Raw genomic sequence first — 15,625 nt, 5'->3', positions numbered from 1 at the left:
CCATCACTATTTTTTTGCAACTATTTTTAATGTGTACTCGTTCTCTCTAGCACTATGATTTGGAGTACTGTTTATATTAAAGGAAAAGAAGGATTTGAGCGCGAAGTCATTCATCAACTAGAAAAATCTGGATTTTCGTTCTTGCCCGGAACAGAAGAACAGGGTTTATCACTTTTTTGGGTAGATAATTTGGCAAAACTACGCGAATTCAAAATGGCTATTGGCAGCAAAACCATCTTCACCTATCGATTGCGATTCTTTTTGAGCATTGAAGAAGCAGAGGAAAAGAGCTATGCCCGCAACTCGTTTACCCTTGACGAAGAAAAAAAAGTAAAAAAGATGGAAGAGTGGGAACGGTTGCGGAGAAGTGCTTGAGGCATTCTGAATGGCCGTTGACTAATTTCCTGGCTGATATTGCCGCTCCAGGTTTTTGAGCACATCTTCTTTATAAAACAGCACCTCTTTAAACTTTGCTTGGCAATAGAAAGCAGCTTGATCCACAAAGTGAGGCGACTTTGGATTGCTGCTCTCTCCTCCTGCCAATAGTGATTTAGCTGTCACTTTGTTTTTACCAAACTCTACCACGGCCACAAAACTATTGCCCACATAGCCATACATTTTTTTAGTGCCTTCAAACCTGCGACTGCCAAAGGAAGCCAACGATCCCCAAGAGGAAGATGCCATGGGAACAGGCAAACTTGGCTTATTGTCATCAAATGTTTCGTTGATTTTTCCAGTCAAACGCTGGAAGCGATTGACTTCTCCCCATGGCATTTGCCACGTGACAAAGTCGCGCTTCAAATCATCAAGAGTTTTTACCAAGGCATTCACTTTTGTTTCCGGTGTTGTATTGGTCATCGCCTCGATGGGGTCCCATTGACTACCAGTAGATGAAACTTGTTGGCGCAATTCCATCGCCCAAAAAATGGCGACTGTGGTTGCTACTGAATTAAGGGCATAGCTTTTATCCCAACTTTGCAAAATGGAAATAGCATCCTTCAATTTTAACTTCATCATTTCATTTCCTTTCGATTGTTGCGCATAGGCCGCCAACAACGGAGGAATCAATTTCTCGAATGCAGATAAGTACGGATCATATGCTGCCGTAATGAGCTTATCTAATGTAAATGATTTTTCGCGCGAAAGCACTCGCACGGCATTAATACCTCGTGGGTTCTCAATATCCGGGCACATATAGGCTGGATATTTTTTCTTGTCGATGCTATTCGGGCCAGCAGCGGTAACGGGCGTTGAATTACAATTTTGCAACCAGCCGCTAGACGGGTTAACCAATTGCACGGTTTCGGTGGCGGCATGGAGGCCTTTCCAATCTACTTCTGGATTGCTTCCGTCAACGGGTTTACTGTAATCGAACTGTATGTTTCGCTTGGGCATAAAATTGCCATGGAAGTAGGCAATGTTTCCTTGGGCATCAGCATAGACGGTATTGTTCGATGTATTGGTGCGCAAGTCCATTACTTTTTTGAAATCGACTAAGCCTTTTGATTTTGTGCGTTGGTAGGATTGTGTCAATGCCTTCAATGGTTCTTGCATCATACGGATGCTGACCCACTTGTCGCCTGACTTTGAAATGACCGGCCCTCGATGGGTATGATAGACGGTAAACGTCTTTTCTTCCAAGCCATTTTCCTTTTTTATTTTTAACGTAATAGTTTTTATCTTTAAAGGTTTCGCTACTTTTCCAAACTGGTAAAACAACGAATCCTTTTTCTTCACAATGGTTTCCAAATATTCATCAATGGCATCTGCCTGACTGGTGGTGTGCATCCATCCACAATATTGATTGAAGCCTTGATAGACAAAAAATTGGCCCCAGGTAACGGCCCCGTATGCATTCAAACCTTGCTCACTATTTACGTGCACTTCCGGCCGAAAGTAAAACGATGTATGCGGATTGATTAAAAACAGTGCGTTGCCCGATGCACTGCGCGAAGGTGCGATAGCAAAACCATTACTTCCTTTTGGTTCTGGTTCAATGCCATCATCTGTATTCAGTTCATCGATTTTTGCTTTTGAGCCATCACCATAAAAATCACGCAGCTTTGTTAACGAAACTGCTTCTATGTCTCCACCAATGCTTCCTTCACTAAAAAGCAGCGGCATCCACGGCTGATACCGTTTAATCAGCTTTGGTCGTACTTGAGGATGCGTGTATAAAAAATAATTCAGTCCATCGGCAAAGGCCTGCATGAGCTCGCGCATTTCTCCTTTCACTTCCTTGTAAATAGCTATCGCCACTGTGCTGTCTTGAAACAATCTCATCCTCAAATCATGATACAACTTTGCCTCACCCTCTACCTCTGCTTGCCTGCCCAGCGCGGTGATGTAATTCATCTCCACGCGTTCAAAATCATCTTCGCATTGTGCATAGAGCAAACCAAACACTGCATCGGCATCCGTTTTTCCATACACGTGTGGAATACCCCACTTATCGCGAAGGATAGTGATGTTATTTGCTTGTTTTTTCCAGGCTGCTATTTCCGCTGGTGCGAAAGATTGGCAAAAACCGGTTGTTGTAACCAATGCAAAAGCGATTATCCTTACTAGTTGATTTGACAGGGACATAGAAAATAAAGGCTTAAAATGAATTAGAATTCTTTAATCATTCAAAGTAACAAAATACAAACTACTTACACTAAAATGAACTTACTTTACGTCCATAGGGTTAAAATTGGATTAAAATCTCCTGAAAATAGTATTGCATCATTTCTACCACTTCTATGCCTAAATCAAAAGTGACCATTGGCCACGTCTTCAAAACCATCATCTGGCCTCGCAAAAATCTGTTGCTCGTTGGATTAATCTTAATCATCATCAGCCGAGCAGCTGGTTTAGTACCACCCTGGGCCACCAAGCCTTTTATGGACGACATTTTAGTCAACCATGATCTATCTAAATTGCCCAACTTGCTCATCCTGGTGACAGCCTCCATTTTATTGCAAGCGGTCACCTCCTTTTTGTTAACAAAAATACTTAGCGTAGAAGCACAACACTTAATTTCTCAGCTTCGCTCGAAAGTACAAAAGCATTTACTCCGGTTGCCGATTCGTTTTTTTGATAACCAAAAATCGGGCGCGCTAGTGTCGCGGGTAATGAACGATGTAGAAGGCGTGCGAAATTTAGTAGGCACGGGCTTGGTGCAATTAATTGGTGGAATTTTAACAGCCATCATTTCAGTTGGGTTTCTGATCCACATCAATCCGTGGATGACGCTCTTTATTTTGCTGCCGATGTCAATTTTCGGTGTGATTACCTTGAAAGCCTTCTCGATCATCCGCCCCGTGTTTAGAGAGCGTGGAAAGATAACTGCGGAAGTCACTGGCCGACTGACCGAAACACTGAATGGCGTTCGTGTTATCAAAGGGTTCAATGCCGAACCTCAAGAAATAAAAGTTTTTGAAAAAGGTGTTGACCAATTATTTCAAAATGTAAAAAAGAGTTTGACTTCTACCAGTTTGGTTACCAGCTCCGGAACATTTTTAGTGGGCTTGGCAAGTGTAGGCATCATGGGCCTCAGCGGCTATTTTAATTTAACGGCCGGAGATTTTTTACAGTTCACTATGTTTATGGTATTCATGATTGCGCCCATTGTGCAAATGAGCAACATTGGCAGTCAATTGACAGAAGCCTTTGCGGGATTGGATCGCACGGAAGAATTGATGAACACACCTATCGAAGACGATGGCACTATCCGCACTGTAAAGCTCGATAAAATGAAAGGTGATGTCGCTTTCAACGATGTTACGTTTGCCTACGAAGAAGGAAAACCAGTATTGAAAAATATAAGCTTCCTGGCCCCGTCTGGTTCAGTCACTGCTTTGGTGGGCACCTCCGGCTCAGGCAAGACTACTATTGCCGGATTGGCCGCCACTTTTTTAAATCCCGATTCTGGTTTGATATCGATCGATGGCATTGACCAAAGCAAAGTTTCATTGGATAGCTACCGCAGTCAGTTGGGTGTGGTGTTGCAAGATGATTTTCTGTTTGAAGGCACCATCCGTGAAAATATTCTATTCCCTCGACCAAACGCTACCGAAAACGAATTGCAACAAGCAGTGAAAGCTGCGTTTGTCCATGAGTTTACCGATCGCTTTGAATTGGGTCTTGATACTGTAATTGGTGAGCGAGGCGTCAAACTATCAGGCGGGCAGCGTCAACGCATTGCCATTGCCCGTGCCATTTTGGCGAACCCGCGGATCTTAATTTTGGATGAAGCTACCTCCAACTTAGATACGCAAAGCGAAAGCTACATTCAAAATAGTCTACGGACGCTTATGCAAGGCCGCACCACCTTTGTGATTGCCCACCGACTGAGCACCATCCGCCAAGCTGATCAGATTTTGGTAGTGGAAGATGGCGAAATTGTGGAGCGCGGCAAGCACGAAGAATTAATTGAAAAGAAAGGACGGTACTTTGAATTGTACACGTATCAGGCAAGGATTTAGTAAATTTTGGTGCTTCGCTTACATCAATTTTACAGGCTGGTCACTTGTATCAAAAACTTGCAAGTAGTAAGTTGCTGATTATTGTTTATGCACTGGGTACGAATCGTTCACACCACTTACGGATTTGTTGTTTTCTCGCTCCTGTTTCTGTTGTTTTTTCCACTCTTGCTCATACCCATCGCACTGCCAAGTCAGTTTCGGTTAGTGGGCGTCTTCAACCGGTGGTGGGCGAAGGCCATGTTTGCGCTTTGTTTGCTGCCGGTTAGAATAGCTTGCCGTGCACCGTTAGACAAACGAAAGCAATACGTTTTCTGCCCGAATCACTTTTCATACTTGGATATTCCCACGATGGGGCTGAGTCCAATCAATACTATTTTTGTGGGAAAGAACGACATGGAGAAAATTCCACTCTTTGGATTTATGTATCATAAACTACATATTACGGTGGATCGCAAAAGTTTAAAGAGCCGCTCGACTACACTAATTGCAAGCATGAAGGCGTTAGAAGAAGGCAAGAGCTTGGTGATCTATCCCGAAGGTGGGATTATCACCAAACAGCCTCCCGCGATGGTGCCTTTCAAAGATGGCGCTTTTCGCGCAGCCATTGAAAAACAAATTGCAGTTGTGCCCGTGACGATACCCAATAATTGGATAATTTTACCGGACGACAAACTGATACTACAACGTGGCAGCGTGCATGTAATCTTTCATGAACCCATTGAAACCACAGGAATGAAGCTGGAACAGGTGAATGAATTGAAAGAGCGTGTGTTTAATGTGATTGATAATGAACTTAGGACGTGGAATAGGTGAGTGGTAAGTGGTAAGTGGTAAGGTCGGTAATCAGTATTCGGTGTCCAGTATTCAGCATTTCTACTAACTCCTATCTCCCTTAAAATAATGATCGACAAAGAAACACTACAAAAAATTGCACACCTCTCACGGCTTGAACTAAAAGAGGAAGATACCGACAAGATGCTGAGCGATATGAACAACATGCTGCAATTTGTAGAAAAGTTGAAAGAGGTGAATACGGAAGACGTAGAACCACTCACCACCATGAGCCATGAAATAAATGCCTTGCGCGAAGATGACCTGAAACCACACTTGGATCATGAGCGAGCTTTGGAAGGCGCCCCTAAAAGAGACGCTCATTATTTTAGAGTTCCAAAGGTTTTAGAATAGCACACCTGTATCCTTCATCAAGTATCCACATTATGCAATCACTTTCTTTTTGGAAAAATTGGCCAAGACCCTATCAATACATTTTTTGGTTGTTCAGTGCCATAGCCTTTGTTTCTGTGGGGCTACTTTGGTTCACCTACTTTCAAGATGCCGCGTTCGTATTTCCGTGGCTAACGATGCAACAACTAGAAGCCATTGACAGTACCGCACGCACTTTTTCTGTTGGCTCATTTGCTATAAACGTTCCTTCCAATAGCTTAGTGTTGTTTGAGGCACTGATAGGTGGAGATTATCATCCGGTGAATTTCTTCTATTACTTTTTTTTGGTTTGCTTGACGTTGGGCATCTTCACCTTGCTCACAATCATCAGCACATTAAAACGATTCTCGTTTTTCATAGGCATGAGCTTATTAATCTTGTGCGTCATCAGCTTTAACCTAGAAACACTGCAACTTTTTGGACTGACCAACAAAATAGCCACCATTTCCATTTTGGTACTTTTGTGCGGAACGGCATTTTACTTTCAATCGTTTCGAACCGAAACCACCTTCGCAGTAAGGCTAGTTACCTTTTTGGCTATTGGGCTTTTACTGGCACTAACATTTGCTGTTGGAAGTCAGGTGGCGAATCCGTTTCTACATTTAGCGGTTAACGGCATTACTGCAGGCATGGTGCTGGGCATCGTTTTTATTTTATTGGTTGCCCACGAAATTGTGGCTTCTTTCATTGACATTGTTACGCAAACAAAAAACCCAAGCAAAAGCGCGCAACATTTTTATGTGCTATCGGCTATCTACTTTATCAATTTATTTCTATCGTACTTAATTAAGGAAGGTTATTTGAACATCCCTTTCTGGGTTATCAATTCGTTTTTGTTGTTAACCATTTCTGCGGTGCTGGGCATTTGGGGCTTCAATAGACGAGAACCGTTGTACCGAGATTTTCTTTCATCCCCTGCCCTAGCGGTGTTTGCTTGTTTGGGTTTGATGGCCATCTGCTTTTCAGTTTGTGCGCTTTTTATTGCTACGGGCAACACTACGATGACGGAAACCTTTGTGGACATCACACTGTATGCGCACATGGGCTACGGCTTGATTTTCATTGTATACGTTACCGCCAATTTTTCTCCAATGCTTTTGGCCAATTTGCCGGTGTATAAAATTTTATACAAACCCGATACTATGCTATTTTTCACGTTTCGGTTTGGAGCCGCCATTGCTGCGTTTGCATTTTTGTCATTTGCCTCTACGTGGGGCGCGTATGTCAATCAAGCCTATGCAGCCTACTACAATGCGCATGGTGACTTGTATTGGGGACAAGGTGATCTTGTTGCAGCCGAAGGATACTATAAAAAATCGGTGGTGTACCGAAATCAAAACCTTCATGCGCACTATGCCTTGGGCGCTCTCTACACCCGACAGTTAGATCCGGCAAAAGCACGCTATGAATTGGCTAGTGCGTGCGAAAACAGTCCCTCCGAAATGGCTTTCATCAATTTGGGGGAACTATACGGAGCCAATGGAAATCATCTTTCCACTTCACTGATCATGCGTGAGGGTATAAAGAAATTTCCGCAAAGTGCACGTCTACTCAATGCACAAGGTTTATCGTACGTTAAGCTAGGTCGGCAAGATTCTGCTTTAGTATTTTTTGAAAAATCGAGAGCAGCCGGAGAAATGAAAGAAATGGCGGAAACAAATTTGCTTGCAGCCAGTGCAAAGTTCTCTTTCTCTTTTCCAGCTGATTCCTTACTGGCATTGTTGAAGTCAGATAAAGAATCGGCCAAAAGCAATGCGCTCGCGTTGGCCAACGTGCAGCAACTTCCCCTCTCGATTACGTATCAACTACCAATTGACACTACACTTTCCGTAAAGCAAGCAGTGTTATTGATCAACTACCTCCACAATCAACTAAGCCGAATCGACACCACAATGTTGAGTCAAGCCATTTCGCTGGCGCACAAGTCGAGCAACGAAACATTTAAGCATGAGTTATTGATGGCAGTCGCTTCGTGCTACTACGAAAAGGGCATGACCAAGCTGGCGGGCGAGATAGGTAGGGAGGTAGCCTACGGAACGGCTAATGGAAAATATTTTCATTTGCTGGGGGTTTGGCTTTTGGAACAAGAGAACCCAGCAACTGCAGCGCGGTATTTTAAAATAGCAGCCGAAAAAAGTATTGCGAATGCCTTGTGGTACCAAGCCCTAAGTTGGCTGGAGGCGGACAGCATACAAAAAGCGATGCCGTTACTAACAGAACTGGCCAATCAACCCGATACAATCCAAGCCAAGAAAGCATTTCAGCTAGGGAGGATATTAAATTTGACAGCGACCGAAGTGCCGAAAGAAAATGAAACAAACATAAGCACTTACCTCCGCTACAGAGTAAAACTAACGGATACACTTACTTTTAATCGTTTGCTCGACAAATTGCAAACACCTGATCTTCGGGCGGCATCGCTGTTAGCAAGAAGCAAAAAATATTTTACGCAAGATCAAATCGATCAATCTGTAAAACTCTTGCAGCGCATTAAAGGGTTGCCCCTTACCGATAAAAAAATCTATGAACAAATTCAACATTTCAGTTTGCAACTAACTGCCAAGCTAGAAAACTGGAATGCGCTGAAGCCACAAATGGCAAACGTACATTTTGAAGGGCGCCCCAACAACAAAATCTATTTTGAAGCCTTGGTGGCCGAAGCGGAGGGCAACCTGGCCGAGGCAGCAAAAAAATTTGATTACCTCAGTCGCGCTACCGTGCAAGACGAAGAAATTGCGTTGGGTGCAGCTCGGTATTTTTTGAGGGACAGCACCGATCGGTTGAAACCCTATTCCATTATCTTAAATGGTTTGCTAGCGAAGCCAAACTCAATAAAACTGTTGAAAGTCTATGTTAAGGAAGCTGCCATCTTAGGCTTTGACGAAGAATCTGAACAAGCCTTGGAAAAACTGAAGAAACTACTGTCACCTATTGCATTCAATCAATATGTTCGTGAGAATCCGGATTTTTTTGAGGTGAGTAGGGAGATAAGCCACAATTAATTCCACACAATCAAAATCAGATGTAAATCACTAGCTACTTTTGAAGCACTTGTTCTTCAATCGCGTTAATAAAATCAACCGATGGTTGATATAGTTTTACTACTGCTTCTTCATCAAAGTCAAAAAAATCATCATAGTCACCTTTCTGTCTTTTTTCAAATAATTCTGAATAATGTTTACCAAGTTCCTTACTTATCATTCCAGTTTGAATAAACAATTGCCCAAATTTTTGGCGGCTACCTGAGTGGCTTGAAGTCTCGACCCCGTTTTTAACGAGCAGTGCTCCAACTGCATAAAAACAAGCATAGTACATTCTGTTAATGGCTGTGTTCCAAAGTTTGTTATCTATTAAAATCTTGGTTTTGGGAATCGTTTCCTTAGCCCTTCGTATACGATAGCTTACATAATCATTTGCATTGAAGTTGGTCATAACAATTTACCTTCTTTCATCACATTCGAGTAGAATGGAGTTACGCTGTATTTAGAGTTCCAGTCTTTTTCAGAGTAGACCAACGGACTAATTACCTCACCAATTTCAAATTCTAAATCATATAAAGGATAAGTAATGCTTCGCTCAACTTCGGTAGTAATTTTATCTTTATTCAAAAGAATCAGCAAATCCCAATCAGAATCCGCTTTCATTGTTCCCCGCGCTCGAGATCCATAGAGGTACACTTTGGCCTCTGGGTATTTATCCAATACGATTCCTTTTATTCTATCAAGAACTATTTTTCGATTCATATGAAGTCAAATTTATCAATTTTCGGGTTCATTTCACTCATTGTTTTTTTAGATTAATCTAAATTTTTATTTTTATTGAACTAATTTATTAAATTTGCCCATCTAAATAATAAAAATGGGTAAATGGGTACTCTATGGGCTTTTGTTAGTGGGCTGGAATGGCTTTGGCCAAACGGCATCGCTCGCAGGCCATATTACCCATCGAAAACACCCCATTGAGTTTGCTAACGTTCAATTGGACGGCACTTCCCTTGGCACCAATGCAGATGCCGAAGGGAAATTTTTGTTAAAGAACATCCCCTTGGGAACGTATCAACTAAAGGTTACTTCGATTGGATACATCGCTCTTACCAAACAAATTACAGTTACCGCAGATATTGCAAACCTCTCTATTGAACTGGAAGAAGATGCGCAGCAGCTCCACGAGGTGGTAATCACCGGCACGATGAAAGAAGTGACAAAAATGAATTCACCCATTCCGGTAGAAGTGTATGCCCCTTCCCTCTTCACCAAAAATCCGACACCCAATATTTTTGAATCGCTCAGCATGATCAACGGGGTGCAGCCTCAAATCAATTGCAATGTGTGCAATACAGGTGATATACACATCAATGGCCTGGAAGGTCCTTATACCATGATTTTGATCGATGGCATGCCAATCGTGAGCAGCTTGGCAACCGTGTATGGATTATTCGGTATTCCCAATAGTCTGGTCAAACGCATTGAAGTAGTGAAAGGACCAGGCTCTACACTGTACGGATCGGAAGCAGTGGCCGGTGTGATCAACATCATCACACAAGACCCGAGCACCGCCCCGACATTAAAAGTAGATGTATTTGGCACCAGTATGGGCGAATACAATGCCGATGTTTCTACAGCATTCAAATTAGGGCAATCGTACGCAATGGTAGGTGTCAACTATTTTAACTTCAATCAAAAGTGGGATGTGAACAACGATAACTTTACGGATGTAACACTTCAAAACAGAATCTCGCTTTTCAATAAATGGAACTTTTATCGGCCTTCGGGCAAAAAGTTTTCAGTGGCAGGACGGTATATTTTGGAAGATCGCTGGGGCGGAGAACTGCAATGGACCGAAGCATACCGTGGAACGGATATTTACTACGGAGAATCGATTCGGACCAATCGAAGTGAATTGATTGGCACCTATCAACTCAACACCAAAGAAGATATTCAACTGGATTTCTCCTACAATCATCATTTTCAAGATTCGTACTATGGGAAAACCTATTTTGTTGGCGACCAACACACTTCATTCCTGCAAGCACGATGGAACAAGAAAATAGGGCGACATGAGTTACTCACCGGATTGCCATTTCGTTTTTCTACTTATGACGACAACACCGCAGGCACGGCTGCTATCGATGGATCAAACAAACCCACACAGACTATCCTACCAGGCATATTCCTACAAGATGAAATCAAAATCTCAAAACAAGTGACCACTTTGTTTGGCGTTCGTTACGATCATCACAATGTACACGGTTCAATTATAACACCGCGCGTCAGTTTCAAATATTCTCACAACAGTACCAATACCCTTCGGTTAACCAGTGGAAGTGGTTACCGCGTAGTCAATCTATTTACCGAAGAACACGCTGCGCTATCGGGCTTTCGGCAAGTGCAAGTAAAAAATGATTTACTGCCCGAGCGTTCATGGAATGTAAATCTGAACTATGCCAAAAACATGACCTTTCAACATGGGTATGTAAATCTGGATGGCAGTATTTTTTACACTTATTTCACCAACAAGATTGTGGGCGATTTTTTGACCGACCCTAATAAAATCATTTACGATAACTTAATAGGATATGCCGTATCGCAAGGGATCACTATTAATGCTGATGTGGCGTTCACCAATGGGCTGAAAATTTTGGCCGGAGGAACGTGGATGGATGTATTTTTAATGAATGAAACCAACCAAAAAATCCCGCAGCTTCTCGCTCCGCGTTTTTCCGGAACGTTCGCCATCAGTTATGCTTTGCCCAAATCGGGTTGGGCATTTGACCTAACGGGTAGAGTGAATGGACCGATGCTGTTGCCAACTGTGCCCAACGACTTTCGGCCTCCTGAATCTCCTTGGTTCAGCATTATAAATATTCAGGTGAGCAAGCCCATCAACAAAAACTTGGAAATGTATTTGGGTGTAAAGAACCTGCTGATTTTTTTACCCCAAAATCCGCTGTTGCGCCCCTTCGATCCTTTCGATAAAAATGTGGCTATTGACAATCCAAACGGATATACGTTTGACGCGAGTTACAATTATGCACCGATGCAGGGAATTAGAGGGATGCTTGGTGTAAGGTGGACGATTAAATAGTTTCTAGATTCTGGTTCAGAGTTCAACGTATAAGTTCTAGCTAAAATCTACTTTTTCACCAACACCGCATCCACTACCATAAAATTTACATGGTCAATATCCGATTCGTTGAGTTTCAATTTTCCTTTCACTCGAATGAACTGATCGGCATCAAATTTTTCGGGCTTTACTTTGAAGGAAACTTCAGCAATGGTTTCTGGGCCGGCACCGCCACAAAAAAAACATTGGCTGTATGGAAATTTTGACAATACAATGTAGGCATTACCTGCTACATCGATGGGAAGATAATAGCCTTCCAGATCAACTTCTTTTCCTACCATTGCTTTTAGTTCGGCTGGAAAATTAGGCATCAAAAAATACTCGGCTGCCTTTTCATTGTATTTCGTTTCAAACTTTGTTTTGGCAAACAAGCTCCAGCCCTCTGTTTGGGCATACGATGTTTGAACTAAAAGAAACAGTCCAACAAAAATAATCCCTTTTAACTTTTTCATATTGCAAGATACAAACTTGAAACGTTTAACTAAACAGTCAACCACCCGCTAACACTCTATGAATATCAGTTCGGTAGGCCTGCCAAGCGGGAAGCAAGGCACAGATTACGCCCAACAGGCAACTGCCGCTCAATACCATCCACTCTTCCGTATAAAAAACTAAGGCAGTCATACCGGTTCGCGAACTTTCTTCCACGGTAAGCGTAAAAATCCAAAGCACGGCATGGCCTAAGCACAAACCCACCAAGGCCCCAATCAACGTAAGTATAATTCCTTCCAACAAAACAGAAAAAACCAATTTGCTTCTGCTCGCACCCATGCTGCGCATGATGGCCAAATCGTATTTGCGCTCTTTCAGGGAATTGTAGAGGGCAATAAAAATGCTCAAGGCCGAAATAAAAATCAACACATAACCAAAGCCCATCAGCACTTCGGTGCCTACGCCCAATAACGTGAACAATCTTGCTGTTTCAAAAGCGGGAGAAGCGGCTTGCATGTTGGTTTGTCCATTTACCAAACGAGGAAGTTGAATGGCTGCCATTGGATTTTTATATTTAATCAACACCGAAGTAATTTCCTTGGTGCTATCCACCCTAACATCGCCACCCAATAGCTTGGAGATTACTTGAGGTAAAGCATCCGTTTCGTTTGCAGCATCCTCTTCGTGCACTTTCCAAATGCTCGGCACGTTTGTTAAGATCAGATTGTCTACTACCGTACCTGAAGATTGTAATACACCTACCACACGATACCGATTTTCATCATGCGCATGCCCCTCTTTTGAAAGGCCATGCGCACTGGCAAAAGTATCGCCTACCTTCAATGGAATGAGCGCTGCAACCGTTGCTCCTACCGTTACTTCTAAATCACTTTTCCACCACTTACCTTGACTTAATTTGATATTGTATAAATCTGGATACGCTTGCGTGGTTCCCACAATCCGAAAATTTTGATAGCTGTCGCCCAGTGCCAAGGGAATAGCTTGCTTAATCAATCGGTGTTTTGCCAATCTTTCAGCCTCTTGTAAATTGATATTGCCGGTAGGGAAATCGATGTGAAAAACATTGCACAGAATTAGTTGAAGTGGACTACCCTTCGCACCCACTACCAAATCGATACCCTTGGTGGCACCTCCAATTTTTTCTGATAGCTGATTCTTAAAAAGCAGCAACACGATGATCACGCCAATACCCAATGCCAACAGCAAAACATTCAACAATGTATTGAGCGGTTTTGCTTTTAAGTAATTCCAAACAAGTACAACTAAATTCACGTGCTACTGATTTGAGGTAAGACTATCTGTTTGGGTATAATCGACTTCAAGCGCTGATCGTGGGTGGCCACCAAAAGCGTTGCATTATTTTCCTTTGCCAAGTCTATCAACAAATGAATGGCACGTTCGCAATTGGTATCATCTAAGGCCGAAGTTGGTTCATCGGCCAAAATCAGATTGGGTTTGTTTACCATCGCTCGAGCGATGGCCACACGTTGTGCTTGCCCTACGCTCAACTGATTGATTTTAGCGTGTTGCTTATCTGCCAAACCTAATTGAAGCAATACTTCCTCTATTCGCTGGTCCATTGATTTTTCGCCTGCCAAGTAAGGAGCCATGGCCACATTCTTCTTCACCGATAAGGCATTGATCAAATGATTCCTTTGAAAAATAAACCCTATGTGCTTGGCGCGAAAGCGATCCAACGCTGATTCAGTTAGCTGGGCGATGTTACTACCTGCTATTAAAATGTTTCCTACTTGCGAACGCAAAAGCCCACCGATCAGATGCAACAAAGTCGTTTTACCGCTGCCCGATTCACCCAGCAACAAAGAGGTTTCGCCTGTGGGCACTTCAAAATCAGGAAACCGTATTTGCTTATCGGCACCTTTGTATTGATACAGCAAATTGGAAACTTTAATCATTCTTTTTCATAATTGATGGAGACCTTACCTGAGTCAACAGCAACAAACCCAACACAAAAAAGACGGCTATCGCCAGGGTACTGTTTCGCATACTTCCCGTAAGGTGTTCAATAAACCCATAGGTAAATGTGCCTACCACAATCGAAAGATTAAAGGTGACATCAAAAAAACTAAAGTACGATGCCGTATCGATGGAGCCCTTGGGAATTAGTTTGGTGTAAGTTGCTCGCGAAAGCGACTGGATGCCGCCCATCACCACTCCTACCGCACAAGCCAAGGCATAAAATTGCCATTCGGTGTAAACGAAGTAGGCATCAATGCAAATAAAAACCCAAAAGACGATCATCATGATCAAAACCTTTTTGTTCCCCATGCTCCCCGACAATCGTGCAAACACATGGGCGCCTACTGCCGCTACCAATTGGATTAGCAAAACAGTTAAAATCAATTTGTTGTCCGCTAGTTTTAATTCTTTCGCACCAAAGGTAGCGGCCATGTACATTACCGTTTGCACACCCATGTTGAAAAAGAAAAACGCTAAAATATATTTCTTTAAATCCTGATTTTCAGCAAAGCTTTTCCATACGTTGGCAAGCTCTCGGTAACCTTGTCCAATGGTGGCTTTTGCCTTTCGCATCTCTTCTGGCAATAAGGCAAACGGAATTTGTGCAAAACCAATCCACCAAACACCTACCAACAAAAATGAAAAACGAACCATTGTATCTTGTTTATCTTTAAAACCAATGGCTTCGTGAAATTGGATGAGTGCCAAACACATTACCAACAACACCACTCCACCATAATACCCCCAACTGTACCCTTTGGCGCTGATCCGATCGAATTGGTCTTCGGTGGCAATCTCAGGCAAAAAAGCATCGTAAAAAACCAAGCTGCCGGAATAACCGATGCTTGCAAAAATGATACAAGCAATGCCCCAACCCAAATTTGTTTTATCAAAGAAGAACATTCCCACACAGGCCATGCTGCCAATGGTACAAAACATTTTCATGAAAAATTTTTTCTTGCCAGCAAAATCTGCCAGGCCTGATAACAAGGGGAGCAAAGGTGTGATGATGAGAAAGGAAAAAGAAAGCGAATAGGAATACAATGCAGAGTTTGGGATATCTGACCAAAACAAAAAAGACACGATATCGCTGCCATTCTCCCCTTTGGCCATGGCCTGATAATAGATTGGGAAAATAGCCGAGGTGATGACCAATGAATACACTGAATTTGCCCAATCATAGGCACACCAAGCACGGATAATACGGGGATTATTTTTGATTGCGGTCATACCTCACACCCTTGCCCCCTCTCCAAAGGCGAGGGGGTGACTGAATCTATTAACGTTACATTTACTTTTCATGTCCTTCTTTTTTAAACCCTTTTTACACTGACATAGCTAATACTAACGAAGTTCAAGTAATCGGAAAAGCAAGCTAC

General features: G+C 42.6%; 13 protein-coding genes. 6 read left to right on the top strand and 7 right to left on the bottom strand.

Annotation, left to right across the window (positions count from 1 at the left end; all coding sequences use genetic code 11):
• Positions 1-54 precede the first annotated feature (54 nt).
• The gene (locus KA713_00510; GenBank protein UXE67120.1) at positions 55-375 is read left to right on the top strand and encodes a hypothetical protein; all 321 of its coding nucleotides are present in this window, start codon (positions 55-57) and stop codon (positions 373-375) included.
• Positions 376-396: 21 nt separating this feature from the next.
• On the opposite strand, the gene KA713_00505 is transcribed toward KA713_00510, so the two are convergent.
• Positions 397-2,586: a penicillin acylase family protein gene (locus KA713_00505; GenBank protein UXE67119.1), complete on the bottom strand. Its 2,190-nt coding sequence runs from the start codon at positions 2,584-2,586 to the stop codon at positions 397-399.
• 155 nt (positions 2,587-2,741) lie between these two features.
• Between KA713_00505 and KA713_00500 the strand changes: the two genes are divergently transcribed.
• The 4 genes from KA713_00500 to KA713_00485 all read left to right on the top strand — a co-directional run bounded on the left by KA713_00500 (position 2,742) and on the right by KA713_00485 (position 8,692).
• Entirely contained in the window at positions 2,742-4,466 is a 1,725-nt protein-coding gene (locus KA713_00500) for an ABC transporter ATP-binding protein (protein UXE67118.1), read from the top strand.
• Between the two features lie 87 nt (positions 4,467-4,553).
• Entirely contained in the window at positions 4,554-5,279 is a 726-nt protein-coding gene (locus tag KA713_00495; GenBank protein UXE67117.1) for a 1-acyl-sn-glycerol-3-phosphate acyltransferase, read from the top strand.
• 84 nt (positions 5,280-5,363) lie between these two features.
• Positions 5,364-5,651: an Asp-tRNA(Asn)/Glu-tRNA(Gln) amidotransferase subunit GatC gene (gene gatC / locus KA713_00490; GenBank protein UXE68983.1), complete on the top strand. Its 288-nt coding sequence runs from the start codon at positions 5,364-5,366 to the stop codon at positions 5,649-5,651.
• Between the two features lie 32 nt (positions 5,652-5,683).
• On the top strand, positions 5,684-8,692 hold the full coding sequence (locus KA713_00485; protein ID UXE67116.1) for a hypothetical protein: 3,009 nt from the start codon (positions 5,684-5,686) through the stop codon (positions 8,690-8,692).
• A gap of 34 nt (positions 8,693-8,726) precedes the next feature.
• Here the strand turns inward: KA713_00485 and KA713_00480 are convergent, their stop codons facing one another.
• A complete protein-coding gene (locus KA713_00480; protein ID UXE67115.1) occupies positions 8,727-9,122 on the bottom strand; it encodes a HEPN domain-containing protein in 396 nt (131 codons plus the stop codon).
• Positions 9,119-9,433: a nucleotidyltransferase domain-containing protein gene (locus KA713_00475; protein UXE67114.1), complete on the bottom strand. Its 315-nt coding sequence runs from the start codon at positions 9,431-9,433 to the stop codon at positions 9,119-9,121. Before KA713_00475 ends, KA713_00480 begins: the two co-directional genes overlap by 4 nt.
• Before the next feature lie 115 nt (positions 9,434-9,548).
• Here KA713_00475 and KA713_00470 point away from each other — a divergent pair, with 115 nt between their 5' ends.
• Positions 9,549-11,774, top strand: a complete 2,226-nt coding sequence (locus KA713_00470; protein UXE67113.1) for a TonB-dependent receptor — start codon at positions 9,549-9,551, stop codon at positions 11,772-11,774.
• A 47-nt stretch (positions 11,775-11,821) separates the two neighbouring features.
• Here the strand turns inward: KA713_00470 and KA713_00465 are convergent, their stop codons facing one another.
• Genes KA713_00465 through KA713_00450 form a run of 4 tightly spaced genes read right to left on the bottom strand, consistent with a single transcriptional unit; the run spans position 11,822 to position 15,476 of the window.
• Entirely contained in the window at positions 11,822-12,265 is a 444-nt protein-coding gene (locus tag KA713_00465; GenBank protein UXE67112.1) for a hypothetical protein, read from the bottom strand.
• A 37-nt stretch (positions 12,266-12,302) separates the two neighbouring features.
• On the bottom strand, positions 12,303-13,538 hold the full coding sequence (locus tag KA713_00460; GenBank protein UXE67111.1) for an ABC transporter permease: 1,236 nt from the start codon (positions 13,536-13,538) through the stop codon (positions 12,303-12,305).
• Positions 13,535-14,182, bottom strand: a complete 648-nt coding sequence (locus tag KA713_00455) for an ABC transporter ATP-binding protein (GenBank protein UXE67110.1) — start codon at positions 14,180-14,182, stop codon at positions 13,535-13,537. Before KA713_00455 ends, KA713_00460 begins: the two co-directional genes overlap by 4 nt.
• A complete protein-coding gene (locus KA713_00450; protein UXE67109.1) occupies positions 14,175-15,476 on the bottom strand; it encodes an MFS transporter in 1,302 nt (433 codons plus the stop codon). The genes KA713_00455 and KA713_00450 overlap by 8 nt, the downstream gene beginning before the upstream one ends.
• Positions 15,477-15,625 lie beyond the last annotated feature (149 nt).

The sequence above is a fragment of the Chryseotalea sp. WA131a genome (genome assembly GCA_025370075.1).
Classification (GTDB): domain Bacteria; phylum Bacteroidota; class Bacteroidia; order Cytophagales; family Cyclobacteriaceae; genus ELB16-189.
This window is presented reverse-complemented; position numbering and strand designations above follow the sequence as displayed.